Origin of the sequence: Oceaniferula marina (genome assembly GCF_013391475.1) — a bacterium.
GTDB lineage: Bacteria > Verrucomicrobiota > Verrucomicrobiia > Verrucomicrobiales > Akkermansiaceae > Oceaniferula > Oceaniferula marina.
Window position 1 is genome coordinate 19981 of the sequence record NZ_JACBAZ010000002.1, and the last position, 23063, is coordinate 43043.

Annotated in this window: 21 protein-coding genes and 1 pseudogene; 10 read left to right on the forward strand and 12 right to left on the reverse strand. The window is 51.9% G+C overall.

The window, feature by feature from the left end:
- Positions 1-4 precede the first annotated feature (4 nt).
- From HW115_RS04840 to HW115_RS04850, 3 genes are read left to right on the forward strand one after another with little or no spacing between them, the layout of a single operon-like run.
- Entirely contained in the window at positions 5-1414 is a 1410-nt protein-coding gene (locus HW115_RS04840) for a Gfo/Idh/MocA family protein (protein ID WP_178931472.1), read from the forward strand.
- Positions 1415-1422: 8 nt separating this feature from the next.
- Entirely contained in the window at positions 1423-2796 is a 1374-nt protein-coding gene (locus tag HW115_RS04845) for a putative oxidoreductase C-terminal domain-containing protein (protein ID WP_178931473.1), read from the forward strand.
- Positions 2797-2800: 4 nt separating this feature from the next.
- Positions 2801-3781 (forward strand): DUF6807 family protein, encoded by a 981-nt coding sequence (locus HW115_RS04850; protein ID WP_178931474.1) that lies wholly within the window; start codon positions 2801-2803, stop codon positions 3779-3781.
- On the opposite strand, the gene HW115_RS04855 is transcribed toward HW115_RS04850, so the two are convergent.
- Together HW115_RS04855 and ribD are read right to left on the reverse strand one after the other, a co-directional pair.
- Positions 3770-4651, reverse strand: a complete 882-nt coding sequence (locus HW115_RS04855) for a ThuA domain-containing protein (protein WP_178931475.1) — start codon at positions 4649-4651, stop codon at positions 3770-3772. The genes HW115_RS04850 and HW115_RS04855 overlap by 12 nt on opposite strands.
- A gap of 158 nt (positions 4652-4809) precedes the next feature.
- On the reverse strand, positions 4810-5832 hold the full coding sequence (gene ribD / locus HW115_RS04860; protein WP_178931476.1) for a bifunctional diaminohydroxyphosphoribosylaminopyrimidine deaminase/5-amino-6-(5-phosphoribosylamino)uracil reductase RibD: 1023 nt from the start codon (positions 5830-5832) through the stop codon (positions 4810-4812).
- A 476-nt stretch (positions 5833-6308) separates the two neighbouring features.
- Between ribD and HW115_RS04865 the strand changes: the two genes are divergently transcribed.
- On the forward strand, positions 6309-6515 hold the full coding sequence (locus tag HW115_RS04865; RefSeq protein WP_178931477.1) for an RNA-binding protein: 207 nt from the start codon (positions 6309-6311) through the stop codon (positions 6513-6515).
- Between the two features lie 324 nt (positions 6516-6839).
- On the opposite strand, the gene HW115_RS04870 is transcribed toward HW115_RS04865, so the two are convergent.
- Positions 6840-7253, reverse strand: coding sequence for an acyl-CoA thioesterase (locus HW115_RS04870; RefSeq protein ID WP_227021289.1), 414 nt, complete (start codon positions 7251-7253; stop codon positions 6840-6842).
- Positions 7254-7396: 143 nt separating this feature from the next.
- On the opposite strand from HW115_RS04870, the gene HW115_RS04875 reads away from it, so the two are divergent.
- A complete protein-coding gene (locus HW115_RS04875) occupies positions 7397-8449 on the forward strand; it encodes a PIN/TRAM domain-containing protein (protein ID WP_178931478.1) in 1053 nt (350 codons plus the stop codon).
- Positions 8450-8925: 476 nt separating this feature from the next.
- On the opposite strand, the gene yidC is transcribed toward HW115_RS04875, so the two are convergent.
- From yidC to rpmH, 4 genes and pseudogenes are all read right to left on the reverse strand, one after another.
- Entirely contained in the window at positions 8926-10857 is a 1932-nt protein-coding gene (gene yidC, locus HW115_RS04880; RefSeq protein WP_178931479.1) for a membrane protein insertase YidC, read from the reverse strand.
- A gap of 51 nt (positions 10858-10908) precedes the next feature.
- The gene (gene yidD, locus HW115_RS04885; RefSeq protein WP_178931480.1) at positions 10909-11178 is read right to left on the reverse strand and encodes a membrane protein insertion efficiency factor YidD; all 270 of its coding nucleotides are present in this window, start codon (positions 11176-11178) and stop codon (positions 10909-10911) included.
- A gap of 6 nt (positions 11179-11184) precedes the next feature.
- Complete coding sequence (gene rnpA / locus HW115_RS04890) at positions 11185-11568, reverse strand: ribonuclease P protein component (RefSeq protein ID WP_178931481.1); 384 nt, start codon at positions 11566-11568, stop codon at positions 11185-11187.
- Positions 11569-11808: 240 nt separating this feature from the next.
- Positions 11809-11934: pseudogene (gene rpmH / locus HW115_RS04895) on the reverse strand (50S ribosomal protein L34); the annotation flags it as partial.
- A gap of 225 nt (positions 11935-12159) precedes the next feature.
- On the opposite strand from rpmH, the gene HW115_RS04900 reads away from it, so the two are divergent.
- Both HW115_RS04900 and HW115_RS04905 read left to right on the forward strand, forming a co-directional pair.
- Positions 12160-12630 carry a GNAT family N-acetyltransferase gene (locus HW115_RS04900; RefSeq protein WP_178932114.1) on the forward strand — a complete coding sequence of 157 codons (471 nt, stop codon included), beginning with the start codon at positions 12160-12162 and terminating at the stop codon, positions 12628-12630.
- A 227-nt stretch (positions 12631-12857) separates the two neighbouring features.
- Positions 12858-14144 (forward strand): hypothetical protein, encoded by a 1287-nt coding sequence (locus HW115_RS04905; RefSeq protein ID WP_178931483.1) that lies wholly within the window; start codon positions 12858-12860, stop codon positions 14142-14144.
- On the opposite strand, the gene HW115_RS04910 is transcribed toward HW115_RS04905, so the two are convergent.
- Positions 14134-14973, reverse strand: a complete 840-nt coding sequence (locus HW115_RS04910; RefSeq protein WP_178931484.1) for an MBL fold metallo-hydrolase — start codon at positions 14971-14973, stop codon at positions 14134-14136. The two genes, HW115_RS04905 and HW115_RS04910, sit on opposite strands and share 11 nt — an antisense overlap.
- Before the next feature lie 330 nt (positions 14974-15303).
- Between HW115_RS04910 and HW115_RS04915 the strand changes: the two genes are divergently transcribed.
- The 3 genes from HW115_RS04915 to HW115_RS04925 all read left to right on the forward strand — a co-directional run bounded on the left by HW115_RS04915 (position 15304) and on the right by HW115_RS04925 (position 21467).
- Entirely contained in the window at positions 15304-16857 is a 1554-nt protein-coding gene (locus HW115_RS04915; protein WP_227021290.1) for a phospholipase D family protein, read from the forward strand.
- 80 nt (positions 16858-16937) lie between these two features.
- Positions 16938-19547 (forward strand): protein kinase domain-containing protein, encoded by a 2610-nt coding sequence (locus tag HW115_RS04920; protein WP_178931486.1) that lies wholly within the window; start codon positions 16938-16940, stop codon positions 19545-19547.
- 42 nt (positions 19548-19589) lie between these two features.
- Positions 19590-21467: a glycerophosphodiester phosphodiesterase gene (locus HW115_RS04925; RefSeq protein WP_178931487.1), complete on the forward strand. Its 1878-nt coding sequence runs from the start codon at positions 19590-19592 to the stop codon at positions 21465-21467.
- Here HW115_RS04925 and HW115_RS04930 read toward each other — a convergent pair.
- From HW115_RS04930 to HW115_RS04945, 4 genes are read right to left on the reverse strand one after another with little or no spacing between them, the layout of a single operon-like run.
- Positions 21454-21936: a hypothetical protein gene (locus HW115_RS04930; RefSeq protein ID WP_178931488.1), complete on the reverse strand. Its 483-nt coding sequence runs from the start codon at positions 21934-21936 to the stop codon at positions 21454-21456. The genes HW115_RS04925 and HW115_RS04930 overlap by 14 nt on opposite strands.
- A gap of 21 nt (positions 21937-21957) precedes the next feature.
- The gene (locus HW115_RS04935; protein ID WP_178931489.1) at positions 21958-22131 is read right to left on the reverse strand and encodes a hypothetical protein; all 174 of its coding nucleotides are present in this window, start codon (positions 22129-22131) and stop codon (positions 21958-21960) included.
- 18 nt (positions 22132-22149) lie between these two features.
- Positions 22150-22839 carry a hypothetical protein gene (locus HW115_RS04940; protein ID WP_178931490.1) on the reverse strand — a complete coding sequence of 230 codons (690 nt, stop codon included), beginning with the start codon at positions 22837-22839 and terminating at the stop codon, positions 22150-22152.
- A gap of 21 nt (positions 22840-22860) precedes the next feature.
- Complete coding sequence (locus HW115_RS04945) at positions 22861-23043, reverse strand: hypothetical protein (RefSeq protein WP_178931491.1); 183 nt, start codon at positions 23041-23043, stop codon at positions 22861-22863.
- Between the last annotated feature and the right edge of the window lie 20 nt (positions 23044-23063).

Here is a 23063-nt window from a genome sequence, read left to right on the forward strand (position 1 = left end):
TGCTATGAAAACACAACAATCATCTCAATCACGACGCCGTTTTCTGAAAAACGCTACCGCTGCTGCAGCCATCACAGGTTTCCCCAGCATTTTAACCAGTAAGACGAAAGCCGCTGCAGCCTCAGCCAAACAACCCCTGCGGGTCGTCCAGGTCGGATGTGGCCGCATTGCCAAGGGCATGGATATCCCGGGCATACTCAGACACCCAAAGCTCGCCCGCATCGTGGGCGTTTGCGACGTCGACAGCCAACGCACCGAATGGGCAAAACAGCAGGTTGAAAAATCATACAAAAAATCACTCGGTTCAGTTCCTGAGATCACGATGAGTGGTGACTACAAAGAGTTGATTAAACGCGACGACGTCGATGCGGTTGTTATCAGCACACCCGATCACTGGCATGCGCAACCGGTGATCGAAGCCGCCCTCGCCGGAAAGCACATCTTTGTCCAAAAACCACTGACCATGACCATCGCCGAGGGGCGCCTGGCATCCGACATCGTCCGGGCGAACAAGCGGATCCTTCAGATTGGCTCCCAGCAACGCTCGACCGAGCAATTTCACCGCGCTTGCCAGCTGGTTCGGAATGGTAAAATCGGCAAAGTCCGCCGGATTCAAATCGGTCTGCCCATCGACCCGGCAGGAGGCAATGGCAAGGTTGTTCCCGTACCCGACAACCTCGATTACGAGCAGTGGCTTGGATGCACTCCAAACGTTCCTTATGCGGTTGACCGTGTTCATATGCAGGGAGGATTCAGAACCCGCCCTGGCTGGCTGCGTCAGAACCAGTTCACCTGCGGCATGATTACGGGTTGGGGGTCCCACCACCTCGATATCGCGCATTGGGCGATGGATACCGAGCTTACAGGGCCAATTGCAGTTGATGCATCGGCGAAATGGCCAGGCGAAGACAGCTTCTGGGATGTTCACGGCGAGTACAACGTTAAACTCAAGTATGCCAATGGCGTCGATATGGAAGTCAGCCACAAATTCACCAACGGTCTGAGGATCGAGGGGGATGACGGCTGGATTTGGGTCAGCCGGGGCAGCTACAGCGCCACCAAGAGCGATCCGACTTCGGGGAAAAAGAGCAAAGCCTTTGACGCCAGCGACAAGAGCTGGGTGAACTCCGATCTCTCGAAAGATGATGTCCAACTGCACCGCAGTCCGAAGTGGGATCACCACCTCGACTGGCTGCAAGCCGTCAATGAAGGCAAAGACGCCGTCACCAACGTTGAAACCGGACACCGCTCCTGCTCAGCCTGTATGGTTTCCTGGATTGGCATGAAACTCGGCCGACCTCTGAAGTGGGACCCCGTCAAGGAACGCTTCGATGACGCCGAAGCCAATACCATGCTCGCTCGCGCCGAACGCGGCCCATACGGAGTGAAGCAATACGCCAATAAACTCAAATAACCCCACTGATGATGACATCACTCAGAAACACGATGGCCAGCCTCACCGTGGGGCTGGTAGCACTCGGTTCCGGGCCTCTACTTGCTGAAAAAGAGGCTCCCTTCCGGATCATGACGCTCGATCCAGGGCATTTTCACGCTGCCCTGGTACAAAAATCCATGTATCCGGAAATCAGCCCGGAGGTTCACGTCTACGCACCGGCCAGCCCGGATCTGGATCTGCACCTCGCGAGGATTGAAGGATTCAATCAACGCAGTGAGAACCCAACCCAGTGGAAAACCACCGTACACAAAAGCCAGGATAGTCTGGCGAGCATGCTCAAGGAAAAGTCCGGCAATCTCGTGGTTCTGGCAGGCGATAACTCGAAAAAAACCGACAACATTCTGGCATCTGTCCGCGCCGGCTTAAACGTCCTTGCGGACAAACCCATGGTCATCACCCCCGACGGTATGCAAAAGTTGCGGGAAGCCTTTCAGCTTGCCGAGAAAAACAATGTCCTGCTGTACGACATCATGACGGAACGGCATGAAATCACCACCATGCTGCAACGTGAACTCTCGCAAATACCGGAACTCTACGGAAAGCAGGAAGCCGGAACACCGGAAAAGCCAGCCGTTACGAAAGAAAGCGTGCATCACTACTTTAAGTATGTGTCAGGCAAAGCTCTCAAGCGCCCACCATGGTTTTTCGATGTCAAAGCGGAAGGTGAAGGCATCGTCGATGTCACCACCCACTTGGTCGACCTGATTCAATGGGAGTGTTTTCCTAACCAAACACTCAAACAAGAACAAGTCAACATGCTCAAAGCCAGAACCTGGCCGACCGCGCTCAGCTTGGCCCAGTTCAGTAAAGCGACCGGCCTGGATAGCTTCCCCGCCTCACTCAACCCTTATCTGACGGATAAAAAAGTGCTGGAGGTCGATTGCAACGGAGAGATGATTTACACGCTGAATGGAGTTCATTGCAAAGTTTCGGTAATCTGGAATTTTGAAGCGCCCAAAGGAGCCAAAGACACCCATTACTCATTGATGCAGGGAAGCCAATGTGCGCTGGTCATTCGTCAAGGTGCCGAACAAGGGTACAAACCCAGCCTGTACATCGAACCCACATCAAAGGAACAAAACTTACAAAGCCAGGTGGATGCCGCCATCGCCAAACTTCAAGGTCAATGGCCAGGCGTGAGCAGTAAAAAAACCAACACCGGATGGCAGGTCATCATCCCCGATCAATATAAAATCGGTCATGAAGGACACTTTGCACAAGTCACTCAAAAATACCTCAAGTACCTGCAAGATGGAAAATTACCTGAATGGGAAGTTCCTAACATGCTAGTAAAATACCAAACCATCATGGATGCTTACACCATGAGTAGAAAAAAATAATACGATGCGATCTTCATCATGGTCACCACTCCTGTTAGCCGTTGGAACACTCACCGGTCATGCTCAATTTGAGGCCAGTCAGGCACAAGGAAAGATAGAAATTAGAGATCGGGGAAAGGTTGTCCTCGCTTGGCAATATGAACCGATTCAGCAGGCCAAAGGCGGAGCTAAGTTTGCAGGAAGTGCTTTTCTGCACCCGATCACAACGCCAGCAGGTTTCGAGCTAACACGTATTCAGCCAGGAGATCATTTGCATCACTTTGGTCTTTGGTGGCCATGGAAGATGGTTCAGGTTCAGGGGAAAAAATACAACACCTGGGAGATCCAACAAAAACAGGGAAGACATCGATGTGTTCAAGCCGGCATTCTGAATCAATCGGCTAACAAGGTCAGTATTTCATTTGAGAACCATAGTGAAATCAACACCGCGGCAAAAGGCAAAGCAGCTTCCTATCAGCCAGTTATTAAAGAAACAGGAAACTTGACCATTCAACGTCAAGCTGGTGATAGCTACATCATTGACATTCGCTTAAACCAGAAACCGATTCAAGGGTCCCAGACAAGCATCGCCCAGTATCGCTACAGCGGGTTTTCATGGCGGGGAACCGCCGCATGGAACAAAACCAACAGCACCCTGCTAAGTAGTGGTGGTCACAAGCGTGATCAGGCCAACGGCACCACAGCAACATGGGCCATGGTCTATGGTGACACGGAAATTCATAAGCAGGCTGGCAAAGCCACCATGTTGATTATGAGTGCTGCGAAAAAGCTAAACCACGCGGAAGAGCGCCTCCGTGTTTGGGATTCCAAAGCACACAACGGTGCTCCCTTTATCAACTTCAACCCCGTGATGAAACAACCCGCAAGCTTTGACGCCAATAACAGCCCGGTTCGCAGCAGGCACTATCGCATCATTGTGGCAGACAAGGTCATCACACCAGATGAAGCAAACCAATACTGGGCTCAGTGGAAATTACTTCACTGAATCGTCAACTTTCAAGTCACCTAACACATATTGGATTCCATCCAGATAGAACTCAAGCATGCGACTGCTTTGATAGCTTTCCGGCTGATGCGAAGGTGAAACATAAAACACGCGACCTTTGCCGTGCTTTTTAATCCATGAAACGTAGCGCCTGTCACCTTTCATGATCTTCTTAGCACCTTCATCCAGCTTGGACACATCCATTTCAAGTAAAGGTCTGAAGTTTTTATCTTCATATGCGCGATTGAATAGATAGGGCTCGTCCACGTGGATAAATTTCTCACCGCGAAATGCCTTCAAGAGTGCGTGATCTGGCTCCACGGGAGATAAGGTGATCCACTGTCGTTTCGGATGACGAACAAAACTTGCTCCTAACATATCACCAAAAGAATCTGATTTATTCATAAACACAACCGCACCATGAATGGCCATCAGACCTTTACCTTCCGCAACAAAGTTCATTAAAGCCGTTTCGAGTTCTTTGGCCCGAGCCAACTGTTGTTCTTTGTTTAATGATGAATCTTTTGCCAAAGCATCGATAAACAAATTACGCTCTGGCCGTTTCGTACAAGTATTGTTCAACACAATGGCATCAAACTGCTTCAACGATTTGGCATCGAACATCTGTACATCATCGGTATGAACCACCTCAAACGCTCCCGTCGTGGACAAGACATTGATGACCTCCTTTACATGAGGAATGACTTTGTGACAAAACCCGGTCGCAAGGGAACACATCAAAACCTTACGCTTTTTCTCCGGTTTTACCCGGGCTTTAGTCGGTGCCAGCTTCTGTATTTTTCCCACCCATTCCGCGTCAGGAGCTTGGATATCCAGGTTGGCAGCTGGCGTTTTTTCAACAGCAGCCAAGGGGATGGGCAAAAGCAATCCTGCTAGCAATAAGCACTGGATGGATCTACGTGTTGTTCGTCTGTGAAGCTTTGACATACCGATCATTACGCATCAAACTCCCAATATTATTCCTTTCGGTCAAAAATCAGGTCATCATATCCAAATGTGAACGAAAATCAGCTGACTACTTTAGCACGCAGTAACACATCATCGCCGATACGTTCAAATCGTTGATCCGATAATTCAAGTGACCCCAAACCAGCCTCAAAACCCAGATCAGGGCCGCCAGTGAGCATCGGCGCATAAAAAACAAACAGTTCGTCCACCAAAAATTCCCGTAAAAAGGAAGACACGAGCCTTCCTCCGGCTTCCAATAAAACCGTCTGGCAGCCAAGATCGGCTAATTGCCTTAAAGCATCCTGTGGGTTGCCGCCTTCGTGAACCAGTGTTCTCGATTGAAACGTATCAGTAAACATCTTGTGCTTGCTTGGAAGATCACTCGCTTTACCGCGCGTCATCACCATGCGCCATGGCTGATCTTTTGGTGGTAAACTCGGGCTTCTCAAGGTCAAAGACGGGTTATCAACCCGAAATGTCCTTCCTCCGGTAATAATAGCATCACACTCAAAACGAATCCGCTGCACCCGCTCTCTGGATTCAGGTGAGGTCAACCACTGCCCTTCACCCGGAGGTCGGGTGACTCTTCCATCAAGGCTAAGCGCAGATTTCAGAATCACCCAAGGCAAACCGGTTCGCTGGACCTTGGCAAACCCACGGATCAAATCCTCACAAGCTGAGGCAAGCACTTCCGAACAGACATCCACACCGGCCGCTTCAAGAATACTCTTAGCAACACCGCGATGTTGAGGATTGGGGTCTTCAGCTCCATAAACCACCCGGGAAATCCCCGTATCCAGTATGCCCTGCGTACAAGGCGGTGTTTTTCCATGACTCGAACAAGGCTCCAAGGTCACATAAATGGTAGATCCCCGCAGGGCTTGCACACCATATGTCGCCGTAACAGCAGCAATCGCCTCTCGCTCCGCGTGGGGTAAGCCCGCTTTGTGATGCCAACCTTTACCCAGTAATAACCCGTCTTTGACAATAACAGCTCCTACCGCCGGATTAGGTGAGGTCAAACCAACACCACATCGAGCCTCTTCAATCGCAAGCTGCATCCATGATTCGTCACCCTCCATACGGAGCAGAGCCTACTCCATAAATCCAAGCCGGATCAAACATCAAGTGACTCGTTCCAACACAAAAAATGAGATGTGAGTAAGGTTGCCCTCATTGTGAATAAACTGTGAACTCTCTGTGTTCAGATAATTAAGATTCCTAAAACACCCAATCTTACAGAGACCTATCCCGCATAAACTCACAACTTATTCTTCACGTGGAACAGTTGTAAAATCAACGTGAAACACAAGTTTGGTCGACTTATTCACATACAGAAGAAGAAGAATTTATTTAAATTTAAATGAAGAAATCATCATACTCGTGAATAACAACAACACTCATGAAACAAGAACCATCAGGAACAGACGGGAGATGTATGATAGGTTCTGACGACAAAGAACCAAGGATAGAAAAGCAATGATTTTTGACTCGCTGCTTGACCTTCGGTAGTTGATATGGAGTTATATCGCCATCCGTTTAACTACAGAGACATACCATGAGGAATAACGATCGACTGCATACCGAGAAAATTATCGCAGACCGTAAGACATTTTATCTGGATTTATTGGAAAATGCACGAGGCAAGGTGATTAAAATCACAGAAGATGTTTCTGGAAACCGTGACACCATCATGGTCCCCGCTGAGATCCTTAACGACTTTATCGAAGCCTTGACCGATATCCAAGAGACGGCCTCCGAGTAAGGAGTTCGTTTTAATTCTTTTTTGTCAGCCCTTGTTCCGCTGACAACGTTCGCTGATGAGCTTTATACCATTTGATCAGTTAAATTGACTGAATGGCACTGAAGGTTTTCGATTTTAACTAGGCGCAAGGAAGGCGCATAGCGGGCTATGCAACAACCAAGCGGAGCGAGATAGCCAATCCCGCAGGGTGCGAGCGGCGGCGAGCAGCAAATGCGTAACAACGGTAAAATCTAAAAGATTCAGTGCCCCCTTGCCGTTCAGCTTGCTGACTGACTTATCATCCTAAACGCAAACCATTCTGCCAATTTAACTGGGAGAACGGTATTAGAGCTCGGAGGACCATTGTTCCGCCCATTCGCGTGGCAGGCGCTGAGGACGCCCTGCTGGCATTTGCACGCACGCCAGAGCTTGGCGGCAGGTAATCAATGGCTGAGTCTCTCCTTCGCGGCACATCGTGAATTCAACCCAGAAGCGGGCCCGTTCAAGGGATGCCAGACTACCGTGGATGACCAGATGGTCGCCGAGTTTGGCAGGACGTCGGTAATCAATTTCTGTGCGAACGACAACAGGGAAGAGTTGGGTTTCAGCCATGCTGGCAAGATCCATGCCCATACTGGCTGCCAGACGTGTCCGGCAGGTCTCAATCATGCGAAGGTAGGCAATATTGTGTACGACACCCCCACAATCGGTGTCAAAAAACATTACTTCTTCATGGGTGGTCATTTCGGGTTTGGACATGAACAGAAGAGTCATGAAATGTATATCCGGAGTCAAGAAGGGATGCGCGCTTTTCCAGTAGGGAAGCAGAAGCTGCGGAGTGCAGCCGATGATTGAAATAGTTTCGCTTGTTTGCTGATTGATTGTAGGGCATTTTAATCGGCATGCGCAAAAAACCGGCATTACGATCAGTGAATATTGCCCGATTGGTATACTTGCTAATTTGTGAGTTAGCCGGTGCGGCCATTGCCAATTATGTCGGGGATGCCGATAAAATTTGGATTGGTATTGTTGGAGGACTGGTTGTGGCCGGCTTTTTCATCTTAATCGAATCCATGACCAAAAAATTCACCTTGCGTGGTTTTTCCAATGCGGCCATCGGATTGATGATTGGTGTTTTTTGTGCCTGGTTGTTATCGCGGGGAATTGTATCTTTGTTGGAGTCGACACTAACGGGAAGGTTTCAATATATTGATGTTCTAACCATGAGTGTGAATGCCAGTTTGTATGCCAGTCTTGGTTTTTTGGGATCAGTATTGGCCTTGAGAAGTGGTGGCGATGATTTTTCACTCTTGATTCCTTACGTTCGTTTCCACAAGGAGTCGACTCCGGGACCTCCCTTGCTCATGGATGCCCATGTGATCGCAGACAGTCGATTGTATGGTATTTTGCATGCTGGTTTCATCGAGGGCAACCTGGTGATTCCTCGCTTTGTGTTGGAGGAGTTACACATCATGGCGAATTCACCGTCAACAGCACGTCGGGCCCGTGGTCAGCGCGGTTTGGAGACATTGGAAAAAATTCAAGCCAGCGATAAATTGCGCATCACGATTCATGATTCCGATGGCTCTGAGGCGGCGGACACTCATGATGCCCGCCTGATGCATACCTGCCGACTCTTGTCTGCTCGCTTGTTGACGACGGATGAAAATCTGACGAAAGCAGCGCGGTTGCAAGGGATTACAGTCTTGAACATCAACGACTTGAATCAGGCCCTCAAGCCGAAGGTTGCAGTTGGTGAACGTATTCGTTTACCTTTGGTTCGGACGGGCCGGGACGAACATCAGGCGGTTGGCTATTTACCGGACGGTTCGATGATTGTGGTAAACAATGCGGTCAATAAAATCAACACAACCCAGGATGTGGTGGTGATCAGCACCTTGGAAACCGGTGGAGGAACCATGGTCTTTGCTGAGCTGTTTGAACAAGATGAATAGGGCTTCCTAGTCCAGGATATGGATCGATCGGGTGGATAGTGGCCACTCGAAACTGGGGGTTTGTTGTCTACACTTGGTGGATGAACTTTGATGGGTTCAACTAAAGTTAGACCAAGTAGTAAAACAGACGGGACGATAGCCGAGATGAATGAGTTCTTTGGCAAGGCGCGACGAAAGAATGGTGCGGGCACCATGACTAAGGAGAAACAAAGCCAAAGGAGTCATTCATCCGGAACTCTCATGGATCACGCAGTGCTTTTCCACATACCTCAACAACGATCAATCGTCTCGTCTGTTTTGCGGAGTGGTATAAGACCTCCCGATTTGCTAGGTAGCTTTTTGATCCATGGGAGAGCCGTACCAGAGAGAGTCAGTATACGGTGGTTGAAATCAGGAACGGGTATCATGCAAAACACCCGTAAGCGGGGGTGTCCGATTACGGGTGCTTGGAGTGATGATTTTAATCAACGGTGGATTTAACCACCGGTTTTAGGGTTGCGTTTCTTGCCGGGTTTTTTGTTGTCCGGTGTGGCATCACGCATGGGTTGTTTGCCGGACTTGGCGGCTTGTTGGATCCGCTGCTGTTCTTCAACGCGTGCAGCCATGCGCTCCATAAAGGTTTTTTTTCCGGGTTTTCCGCTCGGGGCGCGTTTTTGCAATTCTGGTTCGGGCAGGCGGTTGGTGAGCCAGGTTTGTCCGATCGAGAAGATGTTTTGGGTGGTCCAGTACAGGGCGAGGGCGGAAGCAAAATTATAACAGAAGAAGAAGAACATGAAGGGCATGAACATCATCATACGTTGCTGCATCTTATCACCGGTTTTGGGCGTCATGCTCATCTGAATGACCATGGTGACGGCCATCAGGATAGGGAGTAGGTTGATTGGGATGCTATCGCCGAGGAACGGTAGGCCAAAGGGAAGTTCGTAGATGGTGTCGGGCATCGAGAGGTCTTTGACCCAGAGGAATTCACCGCCACGGAGTTCGACGGCAAATTGAAGCATTTTATAGTATCCGAAGAAAATCGGGATCTGAAGGAACATCGGCAGACAGCCACCCATGGGGTTGATCTGATACTCCTTGTAGAGCTTCATCGTCTCCTGGTTGAGCTTGTTCGGATCGTCTTTGTACTTCTCACGCAAGTCCTTCATCAGCGGCTGCAGCTTGCTCATCCGCTTCATGGTGCGGGTGGACTTGTTGTGGAGTGGCCAGATGACGATCCGGATCAGAATGGTCAGGGCGATGATGGCAAGACCCCAGGACCATTTGTCGGCGAGGTGGACAAAGGCGACGTCGTGAAGCCAGTTAAGCACGTTGTTCAAAGGAACGGAAACGAACCAGAACCAGCCGTAGTTCATCACTTCTTTGACGTCACCGTCCATTTGTTTCAGCTCGCTGTAGTGCTTGGGCCCAATATAGACACTGTAGCTGTAGGTGGTGGTGTCCTTGGGGCTGAGTTTTTCTTCTGGCAGGGAGAATCCGGAGCGGATCGCATATTTCGGGCTGTCGGGGTCGCTGCCAGGCAGGTTGACTTTCGACGTTTTTGCCCAAAAAGTGGACGGGTAGGCCTGCTTGGGGCGAACGATGGTGGTGAAGAACTGGTTCGAAACACCGGCGTATTGGAGTTCACTTACGCTTTCCTTGAGCTGCGGTTTGGCTTTGCTAAAGAAGCCTTTTTTGAACCAGTTGCTGTCGGTATTTTCAAAGCTTCCGTCGTCGAGGTAGAAGGCTCCACCCTGGTTTTCCCACTCTCGCTGGTAAAGAGGAGTGGCAGCACCATTGAAGAACGAATAATGGGCGAGGTTGACGGTGCCTTTGCTTTCGTTGCTGAAGGTGATTTTTAGCTCGAGTGACCATGGGGCTCCAGCTTGGGTGGCGTCTTCAACCAGTCGCCAACGTTTGGTGATTTTCAGGCCGGCGGGGGTGCGTGCCTCGCAGTAAATGGTGTTGGGTTCTGCCTTATTGTCCTTAAGGTCGTAGTGAAGGGCGAGAAACTCATCGACACCTTCGCCGATTGCTCCGATGGCGGCCGGGGCATCGGCGTTGAGGATGATGTGCTCGGTTTTCGAGCCAACGGCCATCTGGTTGAGTAGCTCTACCGATTTAATGCCGCCACCACGAGAGGTCAGGGTGAATTTCACCTCGTCTTTACCATTTTTCTGAGAAGTGAGGTACTTGATTTGTTCACCGACCTCTTCGACGAAGGGTTCGCGTTTCAGCCCTGCGGTGTTTGTTGGGGCTTCCCCTGTTTCGCCGGTATCGGGTGATGCAGCCTTGCCTTGATCGGCTTGTTCACTGCTTTCCGGTTTGTCCTGATTTTGGGTCGGGGGTGGGGTTTTGGGCATCCACGCGTAATTGAGAACGAGCAGAATGCTACAGATTGTGATGATGATCCATCCTTTGCGGTCCATGATGTATGAAGTCGTTGGTTATTGGTTGATTAAAAAAATTGAGAGAAGCGGTTACGAGTGGTGTTTGTGTTTCGGTGGAACCGGGTCTTCACCACATTTTCCCCACGGGTGACAGCGGCAAATCCTGCAAATACCGAGCCAAGAGCCACGAAAAGGTCCATGGATTTCCACGGCCTGAAGAAAATAGTTTGAACAGGTCGGGTGAAAACGGCAGCCGCTGTTGGGGCCGCTGATGGCTTTGAGCACCGGATTGAGCCATTTCTGGTAGATGCGGATTCCACAGAAGATGAGAGTGCTGATGATTTTCGCAAGCAGTTTCACTGATCGTCACGGCTGGGAAGAGGGGTTGTGCTCAGGGGGAGCGGCGGGTTGTAGAATTCCGAGTCGCCGGGCTTGTTTCAGCCAGTCGTGTTCGAGCTGTTCGAAGGTGGCTTCTGGTGCGCGCCAGCGGAGGATGGTGACGATGTAGCGTTTTCCCTGGATGCTGTCGAGGTGTTTAGCCTGGATGTGGTGGATCCGGCGCCTTAAACGGTTGCGGGTGACGGCATTGCCCACTTTACGGGTGACGATGACACCGGCTTTGTGATGAGGGAGCTTCTCGTCTCCGAGTGTGCTGAGAACCAGATAGGGGCCACCTTTTGCCTGGCCGTGTTGGCGGACAGTGGAAAACTCCGCATGACGCGTCATGCTGAATTTTCTCGCGAGGCGCATGGTGGTTCTGAGCTTGGGGTCCGTGCTGCTGAAGGTGCTGATCGCTTGATGCAGAAAACGGCCACATGTTCTGTGACCGTAAATCTGATACCGACCTGCGGCCTTTGATGCCGGAGGAGGGGTGGAGTTTTGTTTGGGTAATCGAGATTACCCCCTCCGGGGGGAAGCGTCCGTAGCTTAAGCGGCTGTGGTGTGCTGCTTAATGTGGCGCTTGTATTGGATTTCGGCACCTTTAGGAAGCAGGCGCTTACGGCCTTTGGCACGACGACGACGGAGGCAGTCGCGGCCAGCTTTGGTGCTCATACGTGCGCGGAAACCGTGTTGGCGTTTGCGGACTCGCTTGGAAGGTTGGTAAGTGCGTTTCATGATGAAAGACGTAAGTTAATGGTGAAGACTGATGAGCGGCTGCTTTCGCTCAACATGAGCGCCTGGCCGGTAAATCGCATCGGTGCGGGCGCGCAAACTAGAGAATTTTTGTGTCTTGTCAACCCAGCATTCATCAACTTGGCCAATTTTCTTAAAAAAATTTGCCTGACAGGCCTAATTCGTGCTAATTCATCGTTCAGGATGCCTGAATTGAGAACAAAAAACATGCTGGCTGAGCCTCATCGCGAAGTCAGGGTTGAGCCGGCAACCATTGAGGACTTGTCTGAGTTGGTTCAATTGGTTGCTGAGCTGATGTCCCAGCAGGGGGACTTCGACCCCGACCGCAGCGCTCATCAGCGTGGACTTTCGTTGATTTTAGAGCAACCGAACCGCGGCCGTATCTTTGTCCTGCGCAACGATGATCAAATTTTTGGTATGGTGAACCTGTTGTTCACGATTTCCACTGCCTTGGGCGGTTTGGTGATCTTGATGGAGGACTTGGTGATTCACCCGAACCACCGTGGCCAGGGGTATGGTGCGATGCTGCTCGATTATGTCGTGGATTTTGCCAAAAAGAAAAATTTTAAACGGATCACCCTCTTAACGGATAAAATGGGGGCGGAGTCGCAGCATTTCTTTAAAAAAGAAGGATTTGAATATTCCCACCTCGTCCCGATGCGCAAGGTGATCGAGTGAGGGGCGGCCGCATGGTATGGCGGGGCTGGAAGGAAATGACGTGGCGAGAGCGGAAGGTTTATTGTATGAAGGTCCGATATTTGATCCTATCTCTGCTTACTCTAGCTCAGTCTCCCTTGCTTTTTGGTGATGAGCCCACCTTGTTTTCATTTCTCCCCGTTTCAGGAGGTGCGCGTTTGAAGCATTGTTCGGAGTACACTCCGTCGGGTTCGCAGTGGGGACCAGGCATGAACGAGAAAAATGTTTTTCATCATCAGCTCAGCTGGGGCGACGCTGACCGGGGTTGGAAAATGCGGATCGGTAAAGGCGGGCAGATTTATTCTTTGATCGGGCCATTTGGTGAGGCGATGCCACCACAGATTCACAAGGGATCGGAATGGAATGATGAGGTGTGGCAATTGGTTTCCGTCTGTTCCTCCAAAAATGATGCTACTCTGGTAAAGGTGGGTTCTCAGAAGAAACGGCCATTGGCCTATTTCATCCATGGGTCTGGAATTTATAAACGAGATCCGCAATGTATGGATGCTTTTTATAATCCTATTCTCGCTGAGAGCGTATCGCCATCATCGTATGCGATCTTGAACTGGGGCCAGCATGCCCACGTTCCTAGTATCCACCGCTCCAGCGCGCTTTATTATACCCGGATGAATGTGCTTCAAGACGGGACCATCGAGTTGAACTACGCCATCCACAATTTTGGGAGCGACCTGTTGGATTATTTCAATACCCCCTGGGGGGGTGTCAGGCACTCTGCTTTACCAACTCATCTTTTATCGCGTCCTGAGGGCGGGTATGCGCCAACTGAATTTGTTTCCTTTGGTGGGGATGGCATTATCGATGCCAACCAATCGGGTGGGTGGAGTGGCTTTTTTACCCGGAATGCTCCCGAGGCATGGGGTGTTGCCCTCGTTTTCGGAAACAGTGAACAAAATCAGAAAGCGGTCAAATTGCGTTACCGTTGGGGGTATGCCGGGGGAAAGAAAAACGCCCGGGACTATTTTGTCTCCGTGGTCAATCCCCGTGTGCCCGTTGGTAAAAACCAAACGTTGAACGTTCGAATCTATATAATCGTTGATCAGCTTAAAAATATCAGTAGACGCGCTGAGGACTTGATCCCAAAAACGAGATATCATGTGAGCTCCTTGGAGAAATCACCTCCGCTGACTGTGGAGTGTGAAGCTGAAAATTATGTCGGAAAGCTACAGCTTTCCGCATGGCCAACGGCTGGGAGTCGTCCACTGTTCCTCGTCAGGCAGCGTGCGACAGGGAAGACGTTTGTTACCGACGATTTGTATGCCTTTGCTTCACGAGATGATTTTTCCCCTTACCACCCTGCTTATAAGGGCCGTGCACCCGTGGTCCGACCCTATGACGGTAAAACCGAGTATCTCAAACTTCTCGGATTCGCTGGTGATGACTTCAGCTTGAAGATGCCGGGTCATGACGGGGCCCATCACAGTGATCCTTCGGGCTCATCCCCCCAAGAGAACAGCTTACACGGTATCAGGCGATAGCTTGTTGGCCCGTTGTACACTGAATCCACGGCGTCGGCTCATGCTGCTGGGCGCAGTGAACAGCTACCTTACCCAGGCCGCAGCGCTGCAGGGACTCGGAAACCACGCGGGAGGCGATGTGTGGGCAGTTGCAGTCCGAGCTGAGATGACTGAGCATCACGTTCTCCAGCCGTTCGCAGGCGATTTCCTCTAAAAACTCAGCCGTTTGGGTGTTGGAGAGGTGGCCGTGGCGCGAGGCAATCCGTTGTTTGGTTGCCCATGGTCGTTTGGTATCGCGCTCGAGTAGGGTTTCGTCGTAATTGGCTTCGATATAGATGGCGTGGCTACCGCGGAGTTGCTCACGCATCAGGTGGGTGACATGGCCGACGTCGCTGACCATGCCGAGCTGGACACCATGACCTTGCAGGACAAAGCCGACGGGTTCCGCGGCATCGTGTGGGATTTTAAACGCCTGCACTTCGAAATCGCCGAGGGAAAACGTCTGGCCGCTTTGGAACACCCGCCATGGGATGTCACTTTTCATTTTGTATTCCAGAGCTTCCCGGGTGAAGGCGTTGGCAAAAATGGGGATCGAGCGTTTGCGTAGCAGGACGTCAATACCTCGGGCGTGGTCGCTGTGTTCGTGGGTCACCAGAATGCCGTCGAGGTCATCAGGGGACACCCCCAGCTGCTCCATTCTCAGGACGACTTGTTTGGCACTCAGCCCGGCATCCACCAAAATCCGGGTATTGCCACAGCGTAGCAGGGTGGCATTCCCCCCACTTCCGCTTCCGAGCACAGCCATCTGAATCATGCCCGCGAGTATCGGTTGAGTGAGGTCTTGATTCAAGGTGGAATTGCTTGTTAGCCGGAATAAGCGTTGGTTTCAGGGTCAGGGCTCCTCCATTAGGGGGATTATCTCGGTGGTGCCTGCGGCGCTGACAGGATGGTCAGGATTTTTTAAGATTTTACAGGATTCTTAGAGGTGCCCTTGAATTTTCAAAGATCAAGGTTGGTCCAAAACCTGTCGCTTACTTCTTAAAAAATCTTGTACATCCTCTTCAATCATGTAAATCCTGTCAGCGCCGCAGGCTGTTAGTCCTTAGTGTATTCTCCCTGGTGTCAGTGTCCGAGGTGCGTGCTTGACCTGATGAGTTGATACTTTAGCCTGTTTGATTAGATGATAAACCAATGGGAGAGAGCGAGCTGGCTGCTATGGGGGGTATTTGCCTTTAGTTGCTTGCTAGGGGCCTGCACTCGTTTGCCTACGGACTACCCGAAGACGGTTTCGCATGCCTGGCAGCAGCCGGAAACATCTCGGGTGGGTGGATTATTTGAACGGGAGGCGGCAAAACACCCGGGGAAATCCGGATTTCAGGTGATTCCGGACAACCGGCGAGCATTTACTGACCGGGTGGCATTGGCCGAGTTTGCGGAAAAGACGCTCGATGTGCAGTATTACATGTGGAACAACGATACCATTGGGAAAACTCTGGCAGAGCGTGTGATTGCGTCAGCGGACCGGGGCGTCAGGGTCCGTTTTCTGGTGGATGATATCAATCTGAAGCGTCGGGACAGCCTGGCTGCGGCGATGTCCGCGCATCCGAAGATCGAGGTGCGATTGTTCAATCCGGCACTTCATCGCGAGTGGAAGATGCTGGAGGCGGGGCTGAGCTTTAAGCGCATGAATAAAAGGATGCACAATAAAGTGATGATCATGGATAACGCCTGCGCTATCATTGGTGGGCGCAACATTGGGGATGAATACTTTGGCGTGCACCCCGAATTCAATATGCGGGATCTGGATATCGTGGCGGTGGGGCCCATTGTCAGGGACATTTCCCACAGCTTTGATGAGTTTTGGAACAGCGTGGCTGCGATCCCGATTGAGGTTCTCGTTGATGAGCCATCCGATATGGAGGATTTTAAACGCTCCCTGGCTCTGTTGAAGAAGCAGGTGGCGCAGGCGGATTACCCTTTTTCTCTGGATCGCGATCTGAAAAGCCTTGAGGCAAATTTGAGCGGGATTAGCCGCAACCTGATTTGGGCTCGCGGTGAGGTGTTCCATGACAGCTTCCGCTCGATGAAAGAAGCCGGGCGTGGCGAAACCGTTCTGGAGCAACTGCACCGGGAGGTGTCTTCTGCGCAGCGTGAAATATTCGTCGAGTCTGCTTATTTTGTGATGAGAGACCCCGGGGTTGAAACTGCCGGCTCGTTGGAGAAACGTGGTGTCAGGATACGCGTGTTGACCAATTCCCTGGCATCCAATGATGTGATCGCCGCGCAGGCTGGATACCGGAAGCATTCGCAAGCATTGCTCGCGTGCGGTGTGGAACTTTATGAGTTGAGGCCGGATGCAGCAGTGGTGAAAGCGGATGTCATGGGAGATCGGAAACATGCCCGCACGAGCTTACACACCAAGGCTCTGGTGATCGACGGCAACCGTGCCTTTGTCGGTAGCTACAACCTGGATCCGCGCTCGGCTGAGATTAACTCTGAGATCGGCTTGATGGTTTACAGCCCGGTTTTTGCCGGGAAAGTTCGTGATTATTTAAATCAGGGGGTGAAGCCCGAAAACGCTTACCGGGTGAGCCTGACGAAGCGAGGGAGGCAGCAGTGGCAAACCCAGGTGGATGGCCGAGTCCATACCTGGTCGCGCGAGCCAGAAACCAATGCCTGGACCCGCTGGAAATCGAAGATGTTTGGTTGGTTGCCGATTGAAAGCCAGCTGTAAGCCTAATGCGCCCGGCGGTCTATCCGGACATTGGCTCATTTCACTGGATGACATCTCAGGATTAGCGTATAGGTTTTGGTATGGTGACACCGGATATTGATGGCGTTGAAATTTTGGGCCTGATTGGAAAAGGCGCTTGTGGCTCGGTGTTTGTTGCCCGCCGGCTAGAGGGTTCTGCCGCTGCGGGGGAATACTGCGCAGTCCGCGTGCTGAACCCGGTGGCCGTCAATGTTTCTTTGGTTGAAAAGATGTTAGAACGGGCCGAGGGAGACCAATGCCCGGAAGGTATGGGGGCCGTGGAAATCAAACAACTGGACGGAAGTTCGGGGTCCGTGGTTCTGGTGATGCCATTGTTAGCGGATGTGACGGTGGCCGCCGGTAAGGAAACCACGCTGGACGTTTCACCCCGAAACTTGGATATCCGGATGTCTGGCCCCGAACTTGGAACCTGGGAAGACCGCTGGGACTTGATTGAACGTATCGCCCGGTCCCTTGCCAGTATGCACCAGCATCATGTGCCGCACGGGAATATCAAACCGAGCAATATCTTTTTTGATGATGCTGGAGAGGTCGTGTTGACCGATTGTACCATGGGCTACATGCCTGGTGTCGGGGTTCCTCCGTATACCAATGCCTTGCTTTATGCACCTCCGGAACAGTTGACCGACCCCAGCGGATACACCTCTGGAAAAGGGTATGGATGGGATGTGTATGCCTTTGGCATGCTCGCATTCCGCTTGCTGACCGGGTGTTTGCCCGATTGTGATTCCACCCGTAAAAAAAGGGGGAAGGGGAAAGAATCGATGACGCCGGTTCAGAATGATCTCGACCGTCTTATGCAAGATGTGGAAACCATGCCTCTTGACCGTTGGTTGACACGTAGTTCGGAGGCCTTGGAGGTGGAGCGTCGCAACCTCATCGCCCGTTGCTTGGAAATCGACCCGAACAAGCGGTTTTCTGATCTCAACGACCTTCTTCATGTTTGGCATGATCTTGCGATTGAATCGGATGTGATCGATGCGCGGCAGGAGCTTCACGATGTGAAGGAGAGCCAGCGCAAGGTTTCGCTAGCAGGAGTTGCCTTGGCTGTGTTGGCAAGTGCTGCCCTGATCGCTGCCGCTGTTCTGGCATACCAGTGGAACCAGGCAAAAACCAATTGGGCTCGTTCCGAGCAGCATGCTGCCGACCGTATCAGTGCACAGGAAAAGCAACATCAGGAAAAGCTGAGCGTGCAAAATGAAAAGCTGCGGGAAATAGAAAAACGAATGGCGCGGGCGATCGAAGATCAAGAGCTTGCCGAACGGCGGGAACAAAAACATAAGGATCAGTTGATTTCGTTAGGTGTTGCGAACGATCATTTGTTAGCTTGGATGATGCGGGACCACAGTAAGGAGCTACCTGAGTTGCAAAAGTCGGGGTCCGCGAGGGACATTCTGATTCAAGAGTTACAACAATTTTTAAAACTAACCGAGGATGGTGAACATTTTCAAGAGGTGAGGGCCAGGATCATGATGCAGCTGGCTGAGTTACGGGTGCACAAGAGGAAGCCCGTCGAGGCGGATGTTCTTTTGGATCAGGCGGTGGCCGCGTGGCAGGCCGCTGGGATTGAAGAGCCCGGGCATGCTTACCGGGTGGCCCGGGCACGAGCAGCTTGTTTGATTCAGGCCCTGGACCAAAACCAAAACGATTTGGCGAAACGCTTACTACCAAAAGCCAGGGTCGCGGCGATGACCAACCAGAACGACCAGAGTGTGGAGGCAAAACGGTTGAATGCCGTACTGCATGTCATTGACGGCAGGATGCTTGAATCGACCGACCCGGCGAAAGCTTTGCAACATTTTGAACAGGCAATCAAGGGGATGCAGGGGGTTCACCGGACCTTGACCGAGCATGTCACCGTGCGCTCTGACTTGGCACGGTTTCAACTCGAGGCGGCTAAACTGGCTGGTTCAATGAATCAGGTGGAGGATGCTACACGGCTGCGCGGTGATGCCGCCAAGTCGCTGGAAACGTTATTGCAAAAGAACCCACACCTGAAGATGCCCAAAATCCAGTTGGCAAAAATCCACATCATGGCTGCCACGGCTGAAATTCAGGAAGGACAGGATGTGCAAGGTGCCCGGAAGCTGGATCAGGCTGAGGCTTTGCTTAAGTCCTTGCCGGCCGGGGATCATACTCCGGACGGAGCGAATATGCAGCGAGCCGCGGCGATGGGCTTACGTGCCGTTCTCCTCCGCGATGCGGGAAAGGCATCGGAGGCCAAGCGCACCTTGAACGCTGCCATTGCATTGGTGGATGAGGTGGTTCGACAGGAGAACCAAAGGGAATCACCCAGTAACGAGCCCTTGTACCGCCTGGCTGTTTTGAACTGGCAGTTGGCTGGCATCATGGGTGACGGTGGCAATCGTCAGGCTGAGCTTAAGCAGGGGAAACAAGCTGCGGAGCTGATGGAGAGTTTGCTGAAAGGAGGGGCCGGAACCCACGACACCGGGATGCGCCGGGCTCTGGGATACCTGTATGGGGATCTGGGTCATACGGCTGCATTGATTGGCAACCGCTCCCTTGCCCGCGATTACTATCAACAGGCGGCAAAAACCTGGCAGAGTCTGATTGAAAAAAACGGCAAGCAGGACGAATACCTTGACGGGTTGAAGTGGAGTGAATCCAGATCCCGTGAAATGGAAAAGTGAGTAGGTCTTGCTTTACCGATCGATGTGGCTATTTTCATAGCTATGAAAAACTCCCGCATGCAATCGATTTATCAGCCAATCCGATCGTCCTGGCAATGGATGGAGGGTGGCAAATGGCAGCCGCTGTTGGCGGTTCACCTGATTGTATTGTTAGCATCGGCTGCGGTTCTGACTCCGTTGAGTGGTCTGATTGTGCGTTCCGTGGTGGCCTTCTCCGGGCAGGAGGCTTTAAGTGATACGGAGATTGCTTCGTTTCTACTGAGCCCTGGAGGGGCGGTGGCCGGGATGTTACTCGGAGCCTTGCTCTTGACCTTTGCGATTTGGGGATACGCGGCGTTATTGGTTCCCGTGTATGCGATCCAGACCGGTGGTCGTGCCAGTCTGGCGGCTACACTTGCCCGGGTGCTTGCCTGTGCTCCCTCCTTGTTTCGCTTATCGCTGCGGGTGATGATCCGTTACCTCCTGATTTTCTTGCCATTTGCCGCAGTGATCGGATTGACCTACTGGCTACTGCTTTCGGGTTACGATATAAATTATTACCTCGCGGAAAAGCCACCTGAGTTTTTTGCTGCCCTGGCGATTGCGGGTGTGGTGTTGGTTTTGTTGGGGGTTATTTTGATCCAAGTCACGATCTCATGGTTTTACGCTCTGCCCTTGGTCTTGTTTGCTCATGAATCTGCAAAACAGGCCAAACGACATAGTGTCGAGCTGAGTTGCGGACAACGGAAGTCGATCGCCCTTTGCCTGGCGCTCTGGCTGTTCGGGACTCCGGTATTGAACATGCTGCTCACGGCTCCGTTGAACTGGCTCGTCGGTTGGTGGGTGCCTCAGCTGGCTGACCGTTTACCAATGTTGGCATTGGTGTTGGGTGGCGGCTTACTGCTCAACGGTTTGCTGTCCTTTGTGCTTGGTTTTGTGGCGCTATCCCTGCTGGCGCACCGTAATATTGAAATGTTCCGAGATCTCGATCTGGGGGAGACCTTGCCGGTGGTGGATCAGGCTGAGCAGAACGCTGGGCATCAACGGGTTCGTATTCCTTTGGGGGACAAACTGTTGTTAGTTCTGGGCTTGTTGGTGGTCATGCTCGCCGGGGTGCTGTGTTACCGTTGGGTGAATACGATCGAATTGAAGGATGATGTGTTGGTGATTGCCCACCGCGGGTCATCGCTTGAGGCTCCTGAGAATACCATGGCAGCGATCCGCAGCGCAGTCGAGGCGGGCTCGGATTGGGTGGAAATCGATGTGCAGGAAACGGCCGACGGCAAGGTGGTGGTGTTCCATGACAGTGATTTCAAACGGGTTGGAAGCAATCCGCTCACCATCTGGGATGCCCGCTCCGAGCAGTTGCCAGGGATTGATATCGGCTCTTGGTTCGATCCGACATTTGCTTCCGAAACCACACCCAGCCTTCGGGAAGTTTTGCAGCTTTGCCGGGATAAATCCGGGGTGTTGATCGAGTTAAAATACTACGGGCATGACAAGCAACTCGAGCAACGTGTGATTGACATCGTAGAGCAGGAATCGATGCAAGACCAGGTGATGGTGATGTCATTGAGTTATCCCGCGGTGCAGAAAGTTCGCAAGCTCAGACCTGAGTGGAAAGTCGGTTTACTCTCCACGGTGGCCATCGGAGACATCACCAGTCTGGATGTCGACTTCCTCGGGCTCAACAGCCGGGCCGCCACCAAGCGCCTGATCGATCGGGCGCACCGGAATGGGATCGATATCTTCGTCTGGACCGTGAACGACCCCATCGATATTTCGACCATGACCAGCCGGGGCGTGGACGGTCTGATCACCGATGCCCCGGCACGTGCCTTTTCTGTTCTGGAGCAGCGCAAGGAGCTGAACCCCAGTGAGCGGCTCATGCTGGAGCTGGCGCATATCTTTGGCCGTCGCTCGAAGGCTATTGAGCAGTAGTGGCCGCAGCGGCCATCACCTTGGCGTAGGCTTGGGCACCCTCACTCAGTTGGGCGAGGGGGATTTGGGCGGTTCTACCGGCTTTGTTGATGGTAATGAACAAGGTGGCCTTGCCATTGACGGTTTCGATTTTGGCAAAATGGCCGTAGTAGCTGCTCGTCCCTCCTTTTTGTAACCAAATGGGTGTGGTATCCGAGGCGGGTTTTGGCAACTTGCCGGTTTGGGCCTGGTCGATGATCTTTTGTAGGGTGGTGAATGCTTGCGGTGTCGAGAGGCGAAGGTAGGGCATCTTGGCCAGAACCTGGCTCTGGTCAGGCGTGCTGAGCACAACCTTGGGTACATTGCTGCCCATGTTGCCAGCTCGGAGCGATCCATACACAAGCGGGGAGAGGGATTCGAGTTCTCCTTTTTTGGTGCTGTTGACGTAGACCAGCGTCGCTTGTCCTTTGAGTTTGGTAAAAGCAGTCAAACTGACTGTGTCGCAGAGACTTCACGTGGATCCCGGATCCGTATAAACGAAGGCAAGAAGTGATTTTTTTTCTTCTGCCTTGGATTGTGCCTGATCGAGTTGATCAATCGGATAAACGTGTTCAGGCACCTTGAAGCCGCCCATGGCGGGCATCGCCAAGAGGCAGAGGATGAGAAGCTTTCTAACGATAATCATAGGTGTGGAGATCGGAGCTTATTGTTCAGCCAATTCCTCCGCCCGTTGCCGGCTTTTTTCAGAGAGGTGGCTGGTTGAGAAGGTGACGGTTTGGCCGTTGGCCTTTTTGAGTGTGATGTTATCGCCTGTGAGGGAAACGAAGGTAGCCTGCATGGATTTACCGTTTTGAGCGCTTTCCCAAGTTTCTTCCGCGAACGTTGGTGTGCTTTTCGTCGTCTCAGCTTCTTGGGCGATGGAGGATGCCCCTCCGAGAAGTTTGGCATATGCTTGGGCCCCTGAGCTGAGTGTCTCTAATGAAATAGTGGACTCCTTACCGGTTTCTTTCATTTTGAGGACCACGCTTGGACCTTTGTTAGGGTGATCCATAAGTTTGATAAAGGTCCCATTGTATCCCCGCGTGGTGTTTTTAAGGTTCCAACGCGGGACGATGGTATGATCCGCGACGGGAGGATTACCATCGAGCGCAGCTTTGACAACTTTACTGCTGGCCGAATACTCCTTACTGGATTTCAGCTGTTTGTAGGACATCTTCGCATAGACCGTCATTTGATCCGGAGAGGTGATCACTGCCTTGGGAATGGTCATGCCAAGTTTCGGGTGTTGCAGGCTCCCAAGCACCAGCGGGGAGAGCAACTCGCGACCGCTTTTCGAGTGACTGCTGACGTAGACCAGAACCGAGTGTCTTTTGAACTTCTTGAATGCTTCCAAACTGGCAGCGTTACAAGGGCCTCAGGTCGAGCCAGAATCGGTATACACAAAGGCCAGGGCCTTGTCGTCTTTTTCCGCCTTGGATTTCGCTTCTTCCAGCTGCTCGGTCGTAAATACCGAAGATGGAACTTTGAAACCGGCGAGGGAGAAGTTCGCGCTTAGTCCGAACAAAACGCAAGCGAGTAGCATTCTGGGTAAGATCATACTGGTGTTCTATCTGCCAT